Source organism: Acidimicrobiia bacterium (genome assembly GCA_036271555.1).
Lineage (GTDB): Bacteria > Actinomycetota > Acidimicrobiia > IMCC26256 > PALSA-610 > DATBAK01.
In genome coordinates this window covers 106,768-123,315 of record DATBAK010000001.1, presented here as the reverse complement: position 1 = coordinate 123,315, position 16,548 = coordinate 106,768, and the positions used below count along the sequence as shown (strand labels likewise).

The 16,548-nt window shown below is 70.9% G+C and carries 18 protein-coding genes; 11 read left to right on the top strand and 7 right to left on the bottom strand.

Going from position 1 to position 16,548, the window contains the following annotated elements; translation table 11 throughout:
- The 6 genes from purD to VH914_00685 are packed head-to-tail and all read left to right on the top strand — an operon-like array spanning position 1 to position 5,220.
- Positions 1-1,287, top strand: a complete 1,287-nt coding sequence (purD, locus tag VH914_00710) for a phosphoribosylamine--glycine ligase (protein ID HEX4489699.1) — start codon at positions 1-3, stop codon at positions 1,285-1,287.
- The gene (purB, locus tag VH914_00705; protein HEX4489698.1) at positions 1,284-2,600 is read left to right on the top strand and encodes an adenylosuccinate lyase; all 1,317 of its coding nucleotides are present in this window, start codon (positions 1,284-1,286) and stop codon (positions 2,598-2,600) included. Before purD ends, purB begins: the two co-directional genes overlap by 4 nt.
- Positions 2,597-3,478 carry a phosphoribosylaminoimidazolesuccinocarboxamide synthase gene (locus VH914_00700; protein HEX4489697.1) on the top strand — a complete coding sequence of 294 codons (882 nt, stop codon included), beginning with the start codon at positions 2,597-2,599 and terminating at the stop codon, positions 3,476-3,478. Before purB ends, VH914_00700 begins: the two co-directional genes overlap by 4 nt.
- Before the next feature lie 10 nt (positions 3,479-3,488).
- Positions 3,489-3,752 carry a phosphoribosylformylglycinamidine synthase subunit PurS gene (gene purS, locus VH914_00695; protein HEX4489696.1) on the top strand — a complete coding sequence of 88 codons (264 nt, stop codon included), beginning with the start codon at positions 3,489-3,491 and terminating at the stop codon, positions 3,750-3,752.
- Positions 3,749-4,438, top strand: a complete 690-nt coding sequence (gene purQ / locus VH914_00690; GenBank protein HEX4489695.1) for a phosphoribosylformylglycinamidine synthase subunit PurQ — start codon at positions 3,749-3,751, stop codon at positions 4,436-4,438. Before purS ends, purQ begins: the two co-directional genes overlap by 4 nt.
- A gap of 53 nt (positions 4,439-4,491) precedes the next feature.
- A complete protein-coding gene (locus VH914_00685; protein ID HEX4489694.1) occupies positions 4,492-5,220 on the top strand; it encodes a class I SAM-dependent methyltransferase in 729 nt (242 codons plus the stop codon).
- On the opposite strand, the gene VH914_00680 is transcribed toward VH914_00685, so the two are convergent.
- Positions 5,217-5,636 carry a hypothetical protein gene (locus tag VH914_00680; protein ID HEX4489693.1) on the bottom strand — a complete coding sequence of 140 codons (420 nt, stop codon included), beginning with the start codon at positions 5,634-5,636 and terminating at the stop codon, positions 5,217-5,219. The two genes, VH914_00685 and VH914_00680, sit on opposite strands and share 4 nt — an antisense overlap.
- 140 nt (positions 5,637-5,776) lie before the next feature.
- Between VH914_00680 and purL the strand changes: the two genes are divergently transcribed.
- Positions 5,777-8,071: a phosphoribosylformylglycinamidine synthase subunit PurL gene (purL, locus tag VH914_00675; protein ID HEX4489692.1), complete on the top strand. Its 2,295-nt coding sequence runs from the start codon at positions 5,777-5,779 to the stop codon at positions 8,069-8,071.
- Positions 8,072-8,081: 10 nt separating this feature from the next.
- On the opposite strand, the gene VH914_00670 is transcribed toward purL, so the two are convergent.
- Genes VH914_00670 through cysC form a run of 3 tightly spaced genes read right to left on the bottom strand, consistent with a single transcriptional unit; the run spans position 8,082 to position 10,477 of the window.
- Positions 8,082-8,789: a type 1 glutamine amidotransferase gene (locus tag VH914_00670; protein HEX4489691.1), complete on the bottom strand. Its 708-nt coding sequence runs from the start codon at positions 8,787-8,789 to the stop codon at positions 8,082-8,084.
- A 4-nt stretch (positions 8,790-8,793) separates the two neighbouring features.
- Positions 8,794-9,918 (bottom strand): LLM class flavin-dependent oxidoreductase, encoded by a 1,125-nt coding sequence (locus VH914_00665; GenBank protein ID HEX4489690.1) that lies wholly within the window; start codon positions 9,916-9,918, stop codon positions 8,794-8,796.
- A 7-nt stretch (positions 9,919-9,925) separates the two neighbouring features.
- Positions 9,926-10,477 carry an adenylyl-sulfate kinase gene (cysC, locus tag VH914_00660; protein ID HEX4489689.1) on the bottom strand — a complete coding sequence of 184 codons (552 nt, stop codon included), beginning with the start codon at positions 10,475-10,477 and terminating at the stop codon, positions 9,926-9,928.
- A 76-nt stretch (positions 10,478-10,553) separates the two neighbouring features.
- Between cysC and purF the strand changes: the two genes are divergently transcribed.
- From purF to VH914_00645, 3 genes are read left to right on the top strand one after another with little or no spacing between them, the layout of a single operon-like run.
- Positions 10,554-11,996, top strand: coding sequence for an amidophosphoribosyltransferase (gene purF, locus VH914_00655; GenBank protein ID HEX4489688.1), 1,443 nt, complete (start codon positions 10,554-10,556; stop codon positions 11,994-11,996).
- A complete protein-coding gene (gene purM / locus VH914_00650) occupies positions 11,894-13,066 on the top strand; it encodes a phosphoribosylformylglycinamidine cyclo-ligase (GenBank protein HEX4489687.1) in 1,173 nt (390 codons plus the stop codon). Before purF ends, purM begins: the two co-directional genes overlap by 103 nt.
- A 9-nt stretch (positions 13,067-13,075) precedes the next feature.
- On the top strand, positions 13,076-14,257 hold the full coding sequence (locus tag VH914_00645; protein HEX4489686.1) for a PQQ-binding-like beta-propeller repeat protein: 1,182 nt from the start codon (positions 13,076-13,078) through the stop codon (positions 14,255-14,257).
- A 1-nt stretch (position 14,258) separates the two neighbouring features.
- On the opposite strand, the gene VH914_00640 is transcribed toward VH914_00645, so the two are convergent.
- From VH914_00640 to VH914_00630, 3 genes are read right to left on the bottom strand one after another with little or no spacing between them, the layout of a single operon-like run.
- Positions 14,259-14,867, bottom strand: coding sequence for a DUF4232 domain-containing protein (locus tag VH914_00640; GenBank protein HEX4489685.1), 609 nt, complete (start codon positions 14,865-14,867; stop codon positions 14,259-14,261).
- Positions 14,868-14,908: 41 nt separating this feature from the next.
- Positions 14,909-15,262: a hypothetical protein gene (locus tag VH914_00635; protein HEX4489684.1), complete on the bottom strand. Its 354-nt coding sequence runs from the start codon at positions 15,260-15,262 to the stop codon at positions 14,909-14,911.
- Positions 15,255-16,022, bottom strand: a complete 768-nt coding sequence (locus VH914_00630; GenBank protein HEX4489683.1) for a ParA family protein — start codon at positions 16,020-16,022, stop codon at positions 15,255-15,257. Before VH914_00630 ends, VH914_00635 begins: the two co-directional genes overlap by 8 nt.
- A 213-nt stretch (positions 16,023-16,235) precedes the next feature.
- Between VH914_00630 and VH914_00625 the strand changes: the two genes are divergently transcribed.
- On the top strand, positions 16,236-16,445 hold the full coding sequence (locus VH914_00625) for a BldC family transcriptional regulator (protein ID HEX4489682.1): 210 nt from the start codon (positions 16,236-16,238) through the stop codon (positions 16,443-16,445).
- Positions 16,446-16,548 lie beyond the last annotated feature (103 nt).

Here is a 16,548-nt window from a genome sequence, read left to right as displayed (position 1 = left end):
GTGCGCGTCCTCCTCGTCGGCGGAGGCGGTCGTGAGCACGCGCTCGCGGACGCGCTGGCGAGCTCGCCCGAGCTCGACGAGCTCGTCGCCGCGCCCGGCAATCCCGGCATCGCGGCGCTCGGCCGTTGCGTCCCGGTCGCGGTCGACGATCCGGCCGCGATCGCGGCGCTCGCCGACGAAGTCGACGCCGGGCTCGTGATCGTCGGCCCCGAGGTTCCGCTCGTGGCCGGCGCGGTCGACGCGGTGCAGGCGCGGGGCCGGCTCGCGTTCGGTCCGACCGCCGCGGCGGCGCAGCTCGAAGGCTCGAAGGCGTGGATGAAGGAGCTGCTCGCCCTCATCGGCGTCCCGACCGCGACCCATGCGACCTTCGGTGCCGGCGACGAGGACGCTGCGTTCGCGTATCTGGAACGGATGTCGGGCTCGAGCTACGTCGTGAAGACCAGCGGCCTCGCCGCGGGCAAGGGCGTCGTCGTGACCGACTCGATGGGCGACGCTCGCGACGCGGTGCACGACTACCTGTCCGGTGCGGCGTTCGGCGACGCGGGCCGAACGCTGGTGATCGAGGAGGGCCTGAGCGGGCCGGAGGTGTCGTTGCTCGTGCTGTGCGACGGTCGCGACGCGGTCCCGCTCGCACCGGCGCAGGACCACAAGCGGGTCGGCGACGGCGACCGCGGTCCCAATACCGGGGGCATGGGCGCGTACTCGCCGGTACCGGTGGCCGGGGCCGACGTCGTCGAGGAGGCGATGGCGAAGGCGGTGCGGCCGACGCTCGACGAGCTGCGCCTGCGCGGCATCGACTATCGCGGCATCCTGTACGCGGGCCTGATGCTGACGAACGACGGCGTGAAGGTGATCGAGTACAACGTGCGATTCGGTGACCCGGAATGCCAGGTGGTGATCCCGCGGCTCGAGTCCGATCTGCTGCGCCACTGCATCGAGTCGGCGGGGGGTCGGTTGGAGACCGAGGTCGGCTTCCGCGACGACGCGTGCATCACCGTGGTCGCCGTGGCCGAGGGCTACCCGGCGCCAGTGCGGGGCGGTGACGTGATCGACGGACTCGAAGCCGCGGCCGGGATCGACGGCGTGACCGTGTTCCACGCGGGCACCGCGCGTCGCGACGACGGCGCGATCGTCACTGCGGGCGGCCGCGTGCTCGACGTCACCGCGATCGCGCCGACGATTCGCGACGCACGCGACCGCGCGTACGCCGCGCTCGACCGCATCTCGTTCCCGGGCATGCACTACCGCCACGACATTGCGGGCGCCGCGCTCGCGACCCGATCGTGATCCCGCGCTACTCGCGGCCGGAGATGGCCGCGTTGTTCGGCGACGAGGCGAAGTTCGGCTCGTGGCTCGAGGTCGAGATCCTCGCGTGCGAGGCGTGGGCCGAGCTCGGCGTCGTCCCGCGCGACGACGCGCGCGCGATCCGCGAACGGGGCGCGTTCACCGTCGACGCGATCAACGAACGCGAGAAGGTCACCGATCACGACGTCGCCGCGTTCGTCGACGTCGTACAGGAGAGCGTCGGCTTCCCCGCGGGATCGTGGGTGCACTACGGGCTCACGTCGATGGACGTCATCGACACCGCGCTGTGCAGCCAGCTCACGAAGGCGTGCGACCTGCTCCTCGGCGCGCTCGACGCGCTCGACGAGATCGTGACCGCGCGGGCGCACGAGTTCCGCGACACGGCGATGGTCGGCCGGACGCACGGTATCCACGCGGAGCCGACGACGTTCGGCGCCAAGCTCGTGCTCTGGGCCCTGCAGATCCGGCGCGATCGCGAACGGCTCCGGCACGCGCGGAAGAACATCGCGGTCGGCAAGCTGTCCGGTGCAGTCGGCACGTACTCGAACGTCGATCCTGCGGTTGAAGCGCATGTGTGCGCGGCGCTCGGGCTCACTCCCGTGCCGTCGACGCAGGTGATCGCGCGGGACCGCCACGCCGAGCTGCTGTACACGTGCGCGTCGATCGGCGCGACCGTCGAGTCGTGCGCGCTCGAGATCCGTCACCTCCAGCGCACGGAGGTCGGCGAGGTCGAGGAGCCGTTCCGCGCCGGGCAGAAGGGCTCGAGCGCGATGCCGCACAAGCGCAATCCCGTCAAGTGCGAGCAACTCTGCGGGCTCGCGCGCGTGCTGCGCTCGAACCTCCAGGCCGCGCTCGAAGACGTCGCGCTCTGGCACGAGCGCGACATCTCGCACTCTTCGGTCGAGCGCATCATCCTCCCGGACTCGATGCTGCTCGCGCACTACGTCGTGACCACACTCACGAATGTCGTCAGCGGGATGAAGGTTCACCCGGCGCGCATGCTCGAGAATCTCGACGCGTCGTTCGGTCTCGTGTTCAGCCAGCCCGTGCTGCTCGCGCTCGTCGGCAGCGGCATGAGCCGCGACGCCGCGTACCGCATCGTGCAACGCAACGCGATGACGGCATGGGAGGAGCGGCGCGCGTTCCACGATCTGCTCGTCGCCGATCCCGAGGTGAACGCTGCGCTCGACGACAAGGCGCTCGCCGCCTGCTTCGACCTCGACCACGCGGTCGCGAACATCGGCCGCTTCTTCCACGCCCTCGACGCGTCCGACCCCCCCGAGGACTCGCTGTGACCGATTCGGCCCTGAAGCACGTGTACACCGGCAAGGTGCGCGAGCTCTACGAGGTCGCGCACGACCGTCTGTTGATGGTCGCGAGCGATCGCGTGTCGGTGTTCGACGTGGTGCTGCCCGACGAGATCCCCGACAAGGGCCGCGTGCTCACCGGCCTGTCGTCGTGGTGGTTCGACCGCACCGCCGATCTCGTGCCGAACCACGTGATATCCGCCGATCCGACCGACTTCCCCGAGGTCGCGCGCGACGTCGAGGGCCGCGCGATGCTCGTGCGCGCGACGCGCCCGATCCGGCTCGAGTGTGTCGTGCGCGGCTACGTGTTCGGGCACGGGTGGAGCGAGTACTGCGAACGCGGCACGGTCGGCGGGCAGAGTGTCCCGGCCGGCATCGACGAGGCGGGGAAGCTGCCGGAGCCGTTGTTCACGCCGACGACGAAGGCAGACGTTGGTCACGACCTCTCGCTCGATCCCGACGCAGCGATCGCGCTCGTCGGCGCCGACCGTTACGCGAAGCTACGCGAGCTGTCGTTGCGCCTCTACGAGTTCGGCGCGCACCACGCGGCCTCGTGCGGTGTGATCCTCGCCGACACGAAGTTCGAGTTCGGTGAGCTCGACGGCGAGATCCTGCTCATCGACGAGGTGATGACACCGGACTCGTCGCGTTACTGGCCGGCCGAGAGGTACCGGCCCGGCGGCTCGCCGCCATCGTTCGACAAGCAGTTCGTGCGCGATCACATGGACCACGTCGGTTGGGATCGCGTGAGCCCGCCGCCGCACATGCCCACGGACGTGATCGACAGCACGCGCGGCCGCTACGTCGAGGCCTACGAGACCATCACCGGTCAAAGCTTCGACGAATGGTTCGGGCCCGAAAACTAGGATCGCGTCGATGCCGCGCTACGAAGCCCAGGTCGAGGTGACGCACCGCCCGGGCATCCTCGATCCGGCGGGCGCGACCGTCGAGCGGGCGCTCCCCGCGCTCGGTTGGGCGAACGTGTCACAGGTGCGTATCGGCAAGAGCATCCGTCTCGTCGTCGACGCTCCCGACGTGGCGACGGCGACCGCGCAGGTCGACGAGATGTGCCATCGCATCCTCACGAACCCGGTGATCGAGGACTACTCGCTGCGGATCGAGGAGCTGACGCGCGCGTGAGCGCCACCGTCGGGGTGGTGCTGTTCCCCGGCACGAACTGTGAGCAGGACGTCGTCTGGGCGATCGAGCACCTCGGCGGCGAGGCCCGGATCTGCTGGCACGGCGACGAGACGATCGGCGGCGCCGACGCGATCGTCGTACCCGGCGGCTTCGCACACGGCGACTACCTCCGCACCGGCGCGATCGCGCGCTTCTCGCCGGTGATGGACGCGGTGCGCGACTTCGCCGCGAGCGGCGGACCGGTCGTCGGGATCTGCAACGGCTTCCAGGTGCTCACGGAAGCGGGCATGCTGCCGGGCGCGCTGCAGAAGAACGCGGGCATGAAGTTCCTCTGCGAGACCGTCGAGCTGCGCGTCGAGACCGACACGACCGCGCTCACCAACCGCGCCGCGCGCGGCGCACGGCTGCGCGTGCCGATCAACCACTTCGAGGGCAACTACGTCTGCGACGCGGAGACGCTCGCGAAGTTGCAGGCCGAGGATCGCGTCGTGGTGCGGTACGCCGACAACCCGAACGGCAGCCTCGACGACATCGCGGGTGTGTGCAACGAAGGTCGCAACGTCGTCGGGCTCATGCCCCACCCCGAGCGCGCGAGCGACGCGCTGCTCGGCTCGGCCGACGGCGTCGTGCTGCTCGAGTCGCTGCTGCACGCCGCGGGCGCACGCGCCGACCGCTCCGCGGCTTGAGCTCGTCGTACACCTTCGGCGACTCTGATATCGCGACCGAGCGGATGGCGATCGTGGCCGCCGCGTTCGAGCCGACGAGCCGCGCACTGCTCTCGACGATCACGGGCACCGTGGCGCGCGTGCTCGACCTCGGACCCGGGCCCGGCTACAGCACCGAGCTGCTCGCCGCGACCTTCCCGGACGCGGAGATCGTCGCGGTCGAACGCTCACCGACGTTCGCCGAGCACACGCGTGCGCGTGTTCCCGCGGCGCGGGTGCTCGTCGCCGACGCGACCGAGCCGCTGCCCGCGGCCGGTGGGCGCGGATTCGACGTCGTCTACGCGCGCTTGCTGCTGTCGCACCTGCCCGATATCGAGCGCACCGTGGCGCATTGGTGCGGAGCAGTCGGTCCGGGCGGTCGCCTCGCCCTCGAGGAGCCCGACGAGATCGTGAGCGACGATCCCCTGTTCGCGCGCTACGAAGCGATCGTGGCGGCCGTCGTCGCCGCGGCCGGGGCCGACATGTACGCGGGCGCTGCGCTCGCGGCCACGCCGACGCCGCCCGGTTTCCGGCGCGTGCTCGACCGATCGGTCGTCCCGCGCATCACCGCCGGCACCGCGGCGGCGATGTTCTGGCGCAACGCCCGCGCGTGGGACGCGTCCGCCGACGCGGTCGTGTCCCGTCGTGAGCGAGACGAGCTGATCGACGCGCTGCAGCGACGGGTCGACGACCCGACTCTGGATGCAATCTCGTGGCGGCTCCGCCAGCTCGTATTCGAGCGAGTGGCGGCGGCCGGCGGCTAGGCGCCGGCGCGGCTGATGCCGGCCCGCTTCAGCGTGTCGGCAGGCACACCGAACTCGCGAAAAGCGGCGTAGGAGATCGCCTTTCGGTTGGCATAGCTCTTGCCGACCTTGACGAAAGCTTTCTCGAGCGCAGTGACGTCGGTGCCGCCGGCCTGCATGCTCGCGAGCTCGACCTCGAGGTCACGGCGGCGCTGGATCAGCTCGAGCCGACCCGATCCGATCGCCGACTTCAGCGATTGGTTCACGTCGGCAAGGTTCTTCTTCACGCTATCGGCGGTGCGCTTGCGGCCCCGCTTCGGCTTGTGGGCCTCGAGCGCATCGAGGTATTCACGTACGACACGACTCTGCTCCCGCCCTTCGGCGAGCGCCTGCTTGTGCGCCGCGCTCATGGGCGTCTTCTTGGCTTTAACGGGCATGTGGTCAACCTCATCCGCTGGTGAATTCGGCTCGGAGGATAGTAGTCAATGCAATTCGCCGTATTCGACCCGAGCGGCGACGCGCGGTCGTTCCAAGCGGTTCGTTAGTCTCGAAACGCCGTTGCGAAAGGGATCTGTCGATGGAGCCGCGTCACCGCCAGCTAGGGATGACGGACGACGAGCTCGCGGCCGTGGTGGGCGAGCTCGGGCGCGAGCCGACCGACCTCGAGCTCGCGATGTATTCGGTGATGTGGTCGGAGCACTGCTCCTACAAGTCGTCGCGCCCCTACCTCTCGCGCTTCCCGACCGAGGCGCCGTGGGTGCTCGTCGGCCCCGGTGAGGGGGCGGGTGTCATCGACATCGGCGACGGGATCGCGATCGCGATCCGCATCGAGAGCCACAACCACCCGTCGGCCGTCGAGCCGTACCAGGGCGCGGCGACCGGTGTCGGCGGCATCATCCGCGACATCTTCTCGATGGGCGCCCGCCCGATCGCGCTCATGGATCCGTTGCGGTTCGGCTCGCTCGACGACGCGCGCACGCGCTACCTGTTCGAAGGCGTCGTGTCCGGGATCAGCGGCTACGGGAACGCGGTGGGCGTGCCGACGATCGGCGGCGAGGTCGTCTTCGACGACTGCTACCGCGACAACCCGCTCGTGAACGTGCTCTGTCTCGGTGTGCTGCCGCACGAGCGGCTCGTGCTCGCGCGCGCCGAAGGCGCCGACAACCTCGCGGTGCTGCTCGGCTCGTCGACGGGACGCGACGGCATCGGCGGGGCGAGCGTGCTCGCGTCGGCGGGTTTCGAAGCGGGTTCCGAGGCGAAGCGACCGTCGGTGCAGGTCGGCGATCCGTTCGAGGAGAAGCGGTTGATCGAGGCGTGCCTCGAGCTGCTCGATCGCAACCTCGCGGTCGGTGTGCAGGACCTCGGCGCCGCGGGCATCTCGTGCGCGGCGTCGGAGACCGCGGCGAAGGCGGGCATGGGCATGGATCTCGACGCCGCGCGCGTCGCGCGGCGCGAGCCCGGGATGAGCACCGTGGAGCTGCTGATCTCCGAGAGCCAGGAGCGCATGCTCGCGATCGTCACGCCCGAGAACCTCGACGCGGTGCTCGAGCTCGCGCTCCGCTGGGAGGTGCGCGCCGAGGTCGTCGGGCGCGTGAACGACACGGGGCGCTTCCGCGTCTTCAACGGCGTGTTCGACGCGTGGGGCGTACCCGGCGAGCAACCGGCGCCGCCGATCGGCGAGGCGCCGATCTCCGTGTCGTCGGATCGCGAGCCCGAGGCCGACGTGCCCGCCGGCAGCCTCGGCGACGGTCCTGTGTACCACCGGCCGCGCGCGGTGCCGTCCGACCTTGCCGAACGGCAGGCCGACGACCCCGCACCGATGCTGCGCGAGAAGTTCGCGCCCGGAACCGACCTCACGAGCGAGCTGCTCGCGTTGCTCGCGACGCCGACGATCGCCGAGAAGCGCTGGGTCTGGAGCCAATACGACCACCAGCTCTTCCTGAACACGGTCGTCGCGCCGGGTGCCGACGCCGCGGTCCTGCGCGTGAAGGAGACGACGAAGGGGCTCGCGCTCTCGACCGACGGCAAGGCCCGGTTCTGCCGGCTCGATCCGCGCACCGGCGGCCGGCTCGTCGTGCTCGAGGCGGCGCGCAACGTCGCGTGCTCGGGCGCGGTGCCGCGCGCGCTCGTGAACTGCCTCAACTTCGGCAACCCCGAGCACCCCGAGGTGATGTGGCAGTTCGCGGAGGCGGTCGAAGGCATCGCCGAGGCGTGCGAGGCGCTCGGCATCCCCGTCGTCGGCGGCAACGTGAGCTTCTACAACGAGTCGCGCGGCACCGACATCGACCCGACGCCCGTCGTCGCGGTGATCGGTGTCGTCGACGACCTGGCGCGTCGGCCACCGACGCCGCGGTTCGACGCGGGTGATCACTTGGTCGTGCTCGGCACGACCGACGCGGAGCTCGGCGGCTCGGAGTGGGCGTCGGTGCTGCACGGCTACGCGTACGGCCTGCCGCCGCGCGCCGACCTCGACCGCGCGCGTGCGCTCCACGACGTCGTGGCCGCGCTCGTACGCGACGGTCGCGCCTCGGGCATCCACGATTGTGCCGACGGTGGGCTCGCGGTCGCGCTCGCGGAGATGGCGTTCGGCGCGCAGCTCGGGTTCGACGTCGACCTCGCGCGCGCGCCGGGAGCGGACGCGTGCACACCGGCCGAGCAGTGCTTCTCCGAATCCACGTCGCGCGTCGTCGTCGCGACTTCCGACGTCGCGGCGGTGCTCGAGCGCGCCGCGACCGCGGGCGTGCCCGCCGCCGAGATCGGGATCGCGGGCGGCGACCGGCTCCGCGTGTCGGACGCGTTCGACGCCGCGCTCGCCGACGCGCACCACACCTGGGCGAACGGCCTCACGGCCGCGCTCGGGATCGCCGGCTGACGGCGAAGGGCTAACGCGCGCCGAACGTCGACGCGATCGCGCGCGCGACCGCCTCGCGATCGGTCGGACGCGCGAGCGACGCGCGCGCGGTCGCGACCCGCTCCGCGCCGATGAGCTCGACGCGCAGGCCGAGCAGATGGTCGGCGAGCGCGGGCACGAACTCCGGATGCCCCTGCACCGTCCAGACGCGCTCACCCGCGGCGAGCCCCGCCACCGGGCAGTAGTCGGAGCGGGCGATCACGCGCAGGGCGTCGGGCACCGCGACGACCTGGTCCTGGTGGCTCGCGATGAGCGCGCACGAGCCGCGCGCGTCGGAGCCGGGCAACGGCTCGATCAGCTCGTACGGCTGCACGCCGACGCCCCACCCGTCCTCGGCGCGCTCGACGCGCCCGCCGAGGGCCTGCGCGAGCAGCTGATGTCCGAAGCAGATCCCGACGAACGGAACGTCGTCGGCGACGACCGCGCGCAGCAGATCCTCGACGCCGGCGATCCACGGCTCGTCGTCGTACACCGACGATCGGCTCGGCGAGCACAACCAGCCGTCGCACTCGGTGAGCGATGCCGGGAGCTCGCCGCGATCGGCGAAGTACGGCACGACGTCGACGCCGACCGGCGCGAGGAGCGCGGAGAACAGCTCGGTGTAGTCGCCCGCGATGTGCGTGCTGCGCGGGTCGACGTGGCCGACGACGAGCAGACCGGCGCGCACGCGACCCGTCACGCGCTCATCGGAACGAGAAGACCGCGCCCGCGCCGCGCTCGCGCTCGGCGAGCAGGCCGCGCTCACGCAGACGCGGCATCACGCCCTCACCGAACCAGTACGCCTCTTCGAGGTGCGGATAGCCCGAGAGGATGAACTCGTCGAAGCCGAGGCCGTGGTACTCCGCGATGCGATCCGCGACTTCGTCGTACGAGCCGACGAGCGCGGTACCGACGCCGCCGCGCACCAAGCCGATGCCGGCCCACACGTTCGGGTACACGACGAGTCGGTCGGCGTCGCCTCCGTGGAGCGCGGCCATGCGCGCCTGACCGACCGATTGCGTCGCCGCGAAGTCGCGCTGCGCCGCCGCGATCGCGTTCGGATCCATGTGCGCGAGCAACGCGTCGGCCGCGGCCCACGCCTCGTCGGCGGTCGGCCGTGCGATGACGTGGAACCGGATGCCGAAGTCGAGCGTGCGACCGGCTTCCGCAGCGAGCGCGCGCATGCGCGCGACGCGTTCCGACACCATGTCGGGCGGCTCGCCCCACGCGAGGTACACGTCGACGTGGTGCGCGGCGACGCGCTCGGCCGCGTCGGACGCGCCGCCGAAGTAGATGCGCGGGATCGGATCGGGCGGCACGCGCGTCGTGGCCTGCTCGACCGTGAAGTGCTCGCCCTGGTAGTCGAACGGCTCGCCGCTCCACGCGCCCCGCATCACCTCCACGAACTCGCCCGTTCGTGCGTAGCGCGTCTCCTTGTCGGCGAAGACGCCGAAGCGCGCCAGCTCGGCCGGCTCCGCGCCGGTCACGATGTTCACGAGCAGGCGTCCGCCCGACAACCGTTGGTACGTCGACGCCATCTGCGCGGCGAGCGTCGGCGTGAGCAACGCGGGCCGGAACGCGACGAGGAACTTCACCCGCTTCGTGAGCGGGATGAGCGCCGCGGTCGCGAGCCACGCGTCCTCGCAGCCGGTGCCGCAGGGCGTGAGCATCCCGTCGAAGCCGAGCGAATCGCACGCGACCGCGATCTGGGCGAGGTAGTCGAGGTCGGGCGGCCGGCGCGAGGGATCGTCGTCGTCGGGCAGCACGTCGCGCGCGTCGCCGCCGGTCGGCAGGAACCAGTGCAGCCGCAGCGGGGCGCCGCCGGGCATCAGCGGCTCAGTCCCCGGAGGGCGCGAGCCCGTGCGCCGCGAGCCAGGCGACGACCTCGATCGCGGACTCCGCGGGCGTGTGGCCCTCGGTCTCGACCCGGATCTCGGGGTTCAGCGGCGGCTCGTAGGGATCGTCGAGCCCGGTGAACTGCGGGATGTCGCCGGCGCGCGCCTTCGCGTAGAGACCCTTCACGTCGCGGTCCTCGCACACCTCGAACGGGGTCGCGATGTAGATCTCGACGAAGTTGTCGATCTGCGCGCGCATCTCGTCGCGCAGCTCCCGGTACGGAGAGATCGCGGCGGTCACCGCCACCACGCCGTTACGGGCGAGGACCTTCGCGACCCATCCGATGCGCCGGATGTTGATGTCGCGGTCTTCCTTCGAGAAGGTGAGGCCCTTCGACAGGTGCTCGCGCACCTCGTCGCCGTCGAGCAGCTCGACCTTGTGACCACGGGCGACGAGCTCGGCGACCACGATGTTCGCGATCGTGCTCTTGCCCGCGCCGGAGAGCCCGGTGAACCAGAGACAGCAACCGGCGTCGGGCAGATCCTGTGACATGGCGGCAGACGGTAGTCGTGCCCGGACGAGGGCCCCGAAGCCCGGAGGACCGCGGCGGGCATGGGATAATGGAGGCATGGACGACCAGGTTCGCGAGGCCTGCGGGGTCTTCGGGGTGTACGCCCCGGGCCGGCCGGTCGCCCACCTCACGTACCTCGGGCTGTACGCGCTGCAGCACCGCGGCCAGGAGTCCGCCGGCATCGCCGCCAGCGACGGCGAGATGATCACGGTCATCAAGGACATGGGCCTGGTGAGCCAGGTCTTCAACGAGCTCAAGCTCGCGCCGCTCGACGGCCATCTCGCGATGGGCCACGTGCGCTACTCGACCACCGGGTCGAGCACGTGGCGGAACGCGCAGCCGGTGTACCGCTCGGTCGGCGACGCCGGCATCGCCCTGGGGCACAACGGCAACCTCACGAACACGGTCGAGCTCGCCGAGAGCCTCGGCATGCTGCCCGGCGTGCTCACCTCCGACAGCGAGCTCGTCGGCGAGCTGCTCGGCCGGGCCTACGAAGACATCGAACGCTCCGACGGCCGGGAGCTCGAGCACGCGCTCCAGGTCGTGCTGCCCAAGCTCGCCGGCGCGTTCTCGCTCGTGCTCATGGACGAGGCGCACCTCTTCGGCGTGCGCGACCCGCACGGATTCCGGCCCCTCGTGCTCGGACGCACCGAGGGCGGTTGGGTCCTCGCGTCGGAGACCGCGGCGCTCGACATCGTCGGCGCGCACTTCGTTCGCGAGGTGGAGCCCGGCGAGCTCGTCGCGATCGACGCCAACGGCGTGCGCTCGATCCGCTACGCGGAGCCGACGCCGAAGCTCTGCCTCTTCGAGTTCGTCTACATCGCGCGCCCCGACACGCAGCTGTACGGGCAGAGCGTGCACTCCGCGCGCCAGCGCATGGGCGAGGAGCTCGCGCGCCAGGCGCCGGTCGACGGCGACATGGTGATGCCGGTTCCCGAGTCGGGCGTCCCCGCCGCGCAGGGTTACGCGCGCCAGTCGGGCATCCCGTACGGCGACGGTTTCGTGAAGAACCGCTACGTCGGGCGCACGTTCATCGACCCGCGTGCGCACGCCCGCGGCGCGAGCGTCCGCATCAAGCTCAACCCGCTGCCGTCGAACGTGAAGGGCAAGCGCGTCATCGTGGTCGACGACTCCATCGTGCGCGGCACGACCACGCGCGAGACGATCGCGCTGCTCCGCGAGGCGGGCGCGACCGAGGTGCACTTCCGTGTGTCGTCGCCGCCGTACAAGTGGCCGTGCTTCTACGGCCTCGACACCGGCAAGCGCAGCGATCTGCTCGCGGCCGACATGTCGGTCGGCGAGATCAAGGACTTCCTCGGCGTCGATTCGCTCGGGTACCTCGAGCTCGACCGCTTGATCGCGGCCACGGGTGCGGGCGCCGAGGGCTTCTGCACCGCGTGCTTCACCGGCGACTACCCCGTGCCGGTTCCGGAGAGCGACATGAAGCTGGTGCTGGAGGACGAGCGCGTGCTGCACCTCCCCAGCGTCGAGCCCGTCTGAGCGCGCGCGTGACCGAGCGCGACGGCGCGCCGCTGACGTACCGCGACGCGGGCGTCGACATCGCGGCGGGCGACAAGACCGTCGAGCTCATCAAGACGCACGTCCGCAAGACGTTCCGGCCCGAGGTCGTGAGCGATCTCGGCGGCTTCGGCGGACTGTTCGCGATCGACTGGAAGCGCTACGACGATCCGGTGCTCGTGTCGTCGACCGACGGCGTCGGCACGAAGTCGGTGATCGCGCGCCTCACGGGCCGCCGGCGGACGATCGGGATCGACCTTGTCGCGATGTCGGCGGACGACATCGCGGTGCAGGGCGCGGAGCCGCTGTTCTTCCTCGACTACGTGTCGATGGGTCACCTCGTGCCCGACGAGGTCGAAGAGATCGTCGCGGGGGTCGCCGACGGGTGTGTGACCGCGGGCTGCGCGCTGCTCGGTGGTGAGACCTCGGAGCACCCCGACCTGATGGCGCCGGGCGAGTTCGACCTCGTCGGCTTCGCGGTCGGTGTCGTCGAGCGTTCGCGCGTGCTGCCGCGCGGCGTGCGGGCCGGCGACCGCTTGATCGGCATCGCGAGTCCCGGTTTGCGCTGCAACGGGTACTCGCTGGCGCGGCGGGCGCTGCTCGATCGCCGCGGACGCGTGCTCGACGATCCCGCGTGGCCGGGCGCCGATCGCTCGCTCGGCGAGGAGCTGCTGCTGCCGAGCGTCATCTACGCGCCGGCGATGCGCGCGCTCGTGGACGCCGTCGAGGTCCACGGCTTTGCGCACATCACCGGGGGCGGACTGCCCGACAACATCGCGCGTGCGCTCCCCGACGACGTCGACGCGGTCGTGCGGCGCGGCTCGTGGCCCGAGCCCCGGATCTTCGCCGAGATCCAGGCCGCCGGCGACGTCGCCGACGACGAGATGGAGCACGTGTTCAACCTCGGCGTCGGAATGGTCGCGATCGTGCCGGCTGCCGAGGTCGAGCCCGCGGTCGCGGTCCTGGCGGCCGCCGGACACGACGCCTCAGAGATCGGCGAGGTCGGCGCCGGCCACGGACGCGGGGTGGTAGAGCGGACATATCGGACGTAGGCTTCCGCCATGCTGAAGCGTGGGGTAGTGGCATTCTTCGTGATCGCGCTCGGATCACTCGGGTCGGGCGTGGCGGCGCAGTCGTTCGCGGCGTCGCCGCCGACCGTGACGTTCACGAACCGGTGGTCCGTGAACTGTCCGGCGTGCCAGGCGCCGATCGTCGTGGGGAGCAAGCTCTTCACGGTCGATCGGGTCGGGCCCAACGGTGGGCAGGCGTTCTCGTCGACCGTCCGGACCTTCAACTCCGCGACGGGCGCGGTCGGCTGGACCCACTCGCTCGGCACGGTCAGCGACTCGCAGATCGACGCAGTCGCGAACGGTGTGGTCTACCTGCACACGCGGGCGACCAACGGGACAGGACACGTCATCGCCCTCGACGCGACCGACGGACGCGTGCGTTGGAGCGCCGTCCCGCCGGGTCGCCATGGCATCACCGGCGTCGCGATCGACGGCGCGAACGTGTTCGTCGTCAACGAGGGGCGGCAGGTGTACACGACGCTCGCGGTCACGCGCTACGACGCGACGGGCACGCTCGTGTGGACGAAGAGCGCACACCAATCGGCCGGGACGCTCGCACTCGGCGACGGCAATCTGTATGTCTGGAGCACCACGCTCAATGCGAGCGACGTGCAGCACGACTTCCTGACCGTGTACGGCGAGACCGACGGACAGTCGTCGGTGGTGTTCAAGGCTCCGGGCGCGCCGACGTCGGCCGTGAGCAAGACGGTCTACGCGCACGGCCTCGTCTACGCAGTCGAGTACACGCCGCAGGAGGGCGCGGGGTTCGGGACGCTCGTCATCGACCCGACGACCGGCGCGGTCGCGTGGCGGGCGAACGGTGCGAACGTGCTCGCGGTCGGCGACACTGTCGCCCTCGACGGCGACAACCACGTCAGCTCGAGCGGCGGCAGTCAGCTCTCCGGCTACGACGCGACGACCGGTGCGCGGCTGTGGGGTCCGCGCGCCAACACGGGCTTCGACCCGGCGATCGTCGGTTCGACCTTCTACACGGTCTACAACAGCGATTTCTCGAACAAGAGCCAGGTGCAGGCGCGCTCGATCACGACCGGGATGCTGGAGGGCACTCGAGTGTTCACGAACACAGCGCTCGAGGGGATCACCGCGTCGGGCATCCGCATCTACGTCGCGACCTCCGACCAGCTCTACGCGCTGATTCCGCACACCTCGTAGATCAACCGTTCGCCGTCGCGACCACGGGTTCGATGAACGCGGGCGGGTTCTGCGCGGAGCAGACGCTCAGACCGCCGGCGATCGTGACGTTCACCGGCGCGGTCTCGTTCGGCGGATACACGCGAACAGTGTGCGTCGACGCGGCCGGGCACATCCTCACGCTCGGGTTGCCCGCGGCGACCTGCGAGGAGACGGTCCCGCCGACCGGATCGACGACGCTCGTGTACGACTGTCCGCTGCGGCGCGCGGGCACGCCGATCTGCTTGCCGGTCGCGTCGAGGAACGACACGCCGGGATAGCCCGTCATCTCGCACGGCGCGGTGCCCGCGTTCCGGTACTGCAGCTCGAAGTACTCGGTGCCCGCGGCGCCGTCCGGTGCCGACGCGGTGATGCGGAGGTTCGCGCTGCGACAACGTGGGACCGACGAGACGGCGGTGGTCGTCGCGGCGGCGGTGGTGGTGGTCGGCGCGGCCGTCGTCGTGGAGACGATCGTCGTTGTTGTCGACGTCGAGGTCGAGGAGCTCGACGGTGATGCCTGCTTCGACCCGCCGTGACACGCGCCGAGCGCGATCACGAGCGTTGCGGCCACGACGATGCGAGTTCCGGTCATCAACGGGCAGACACGCGGGTCACGCCGAAGGTTGCCGGCGCCTATTCGAGCCAGCCGGCGCGCAGCCACGCGAAGCGGTGGCACGTCGGGCAGCGCAACCAATGCCGGTGCGTGCGCGCGGGCGACGGGATCCAGAGCCACACGGGGAAGTGGAGCGTCGCGAACTCGGCGTACGTGATGCGCGTCCGGCGACCGCACGCCGCGCAGTCGACGATCAGCGTGCCCGGAGTGGCGTCGGGCTTCGTGAAGAGATGGCTCGCGCCGCGACCTTCCGCGTCGGCGTCGATCGGGACGGGCATGCGTTCGCTCCCGCCGGTCGAGAAGAGCGCCGACTTCCCGAGCGGATCGCGCGTTCGCTTCGTCGGACGCGTGCGTGCGAGTCCCGGGTCAGTCATGCGGGAGCGGATCCGCGTGCAGCGTGCGCGCGACCTCGCGATACGCCTGCGCGCCGCGCGAGTTGGACGCGTGATCGAGGATCGACACGCCGCGCCCCGGCGCCTCCGCGAAGCGCACCGACTTCGGGATCGGCGGCTCGAGCACCGTGAGCCCGAAGCGCGTCTGCGCGTCCTCGATCACTTCGCGACCGTGACGCGTGCGGCTGTCGAACATCGTGGCGATCACGCCCCGCACGACGAGGTTCGGGTTCGTGAAGGTGCGCACGTCGTTGACGGTGTCGAGCAGCTGACCGACGCCGCGGTGCGCGAGCGCTTCGCACTGCAACGGGATCACGACCTCGTGCGCGGCGGTGAGCCCGTTGACCGTGAGCACGCCGAGCGACGGCGGGCAGTCGAGGAGGACGGTGTCGAACTCGTCGAGCAACGGTTCGATGGCGCGTGTGAGCGCGTACTCGCGTCCGGTGCGGCCGAGCAGGAAGAGCTCCGTGCCCGCGAGATCGATCGACGCGGGGAGGATCGACAGCTCGCCGAGATCGTGGCGCGCGTCGGCGGCCTTGTTGCGACCGACGAGCACGTCGTGCAACGACACGCCGATCCGATCGGGGTCGAGCCCCGTCGAGAACGTGAGACAGGCCTGCGGGTCGAGGTCGACGAGCAGCACGCGGTCGCCGAGACGCGCGAGCGCGGTGCCGAGCGCGTGCACCGTCGTCGTCTTCGCGACGCCGCCCTTCTGGTTGGCGATCGCGAGCACCCGTGCCATCGCTGCGCAGTGTACGAGCGGCGTCTGTGCAGCGTACGGCCGTCTTTGTCCCCTTTGCGACGCCTCGGGCGGCATCGACTACTGTGGGTATAGACGGATCTGCCCAGCCCGCAGGGTCCCGTCGTCGTCGCCAGGATGCGGCGGACGAGATCCGGCCCCGGCGCTGACGCGCGGTTGGGTGGCCCACGCAGATCGAGTCAGGGAGCGACGACGATGGACAAGCCGAATGCCCGCGACGCCGATGACGCCCTCCTCACCCCTTCCGAGGTCGCGGCGATGTTCCGCGTGAACCCGAAGACCGTGACGCGTTGGGCGCGCGCCGGCAAGATCTCCGCGATTCGCACGCTCGGCGGTCACCGCCGGTTCAAGGCGAGCGAGATCCGCGCCTTCCTCGAGCAAGTCGAAGAAGGCCACGCGATCTAGGCGCCGACGAGCGCGCTCGGTTGCGGCCCGCTGATCGAATCGGCTCGCGCGACGCAGCGAACGCGCCGAGTGCGCATCGTTCCGGCATGAACGGCCGGGCGCT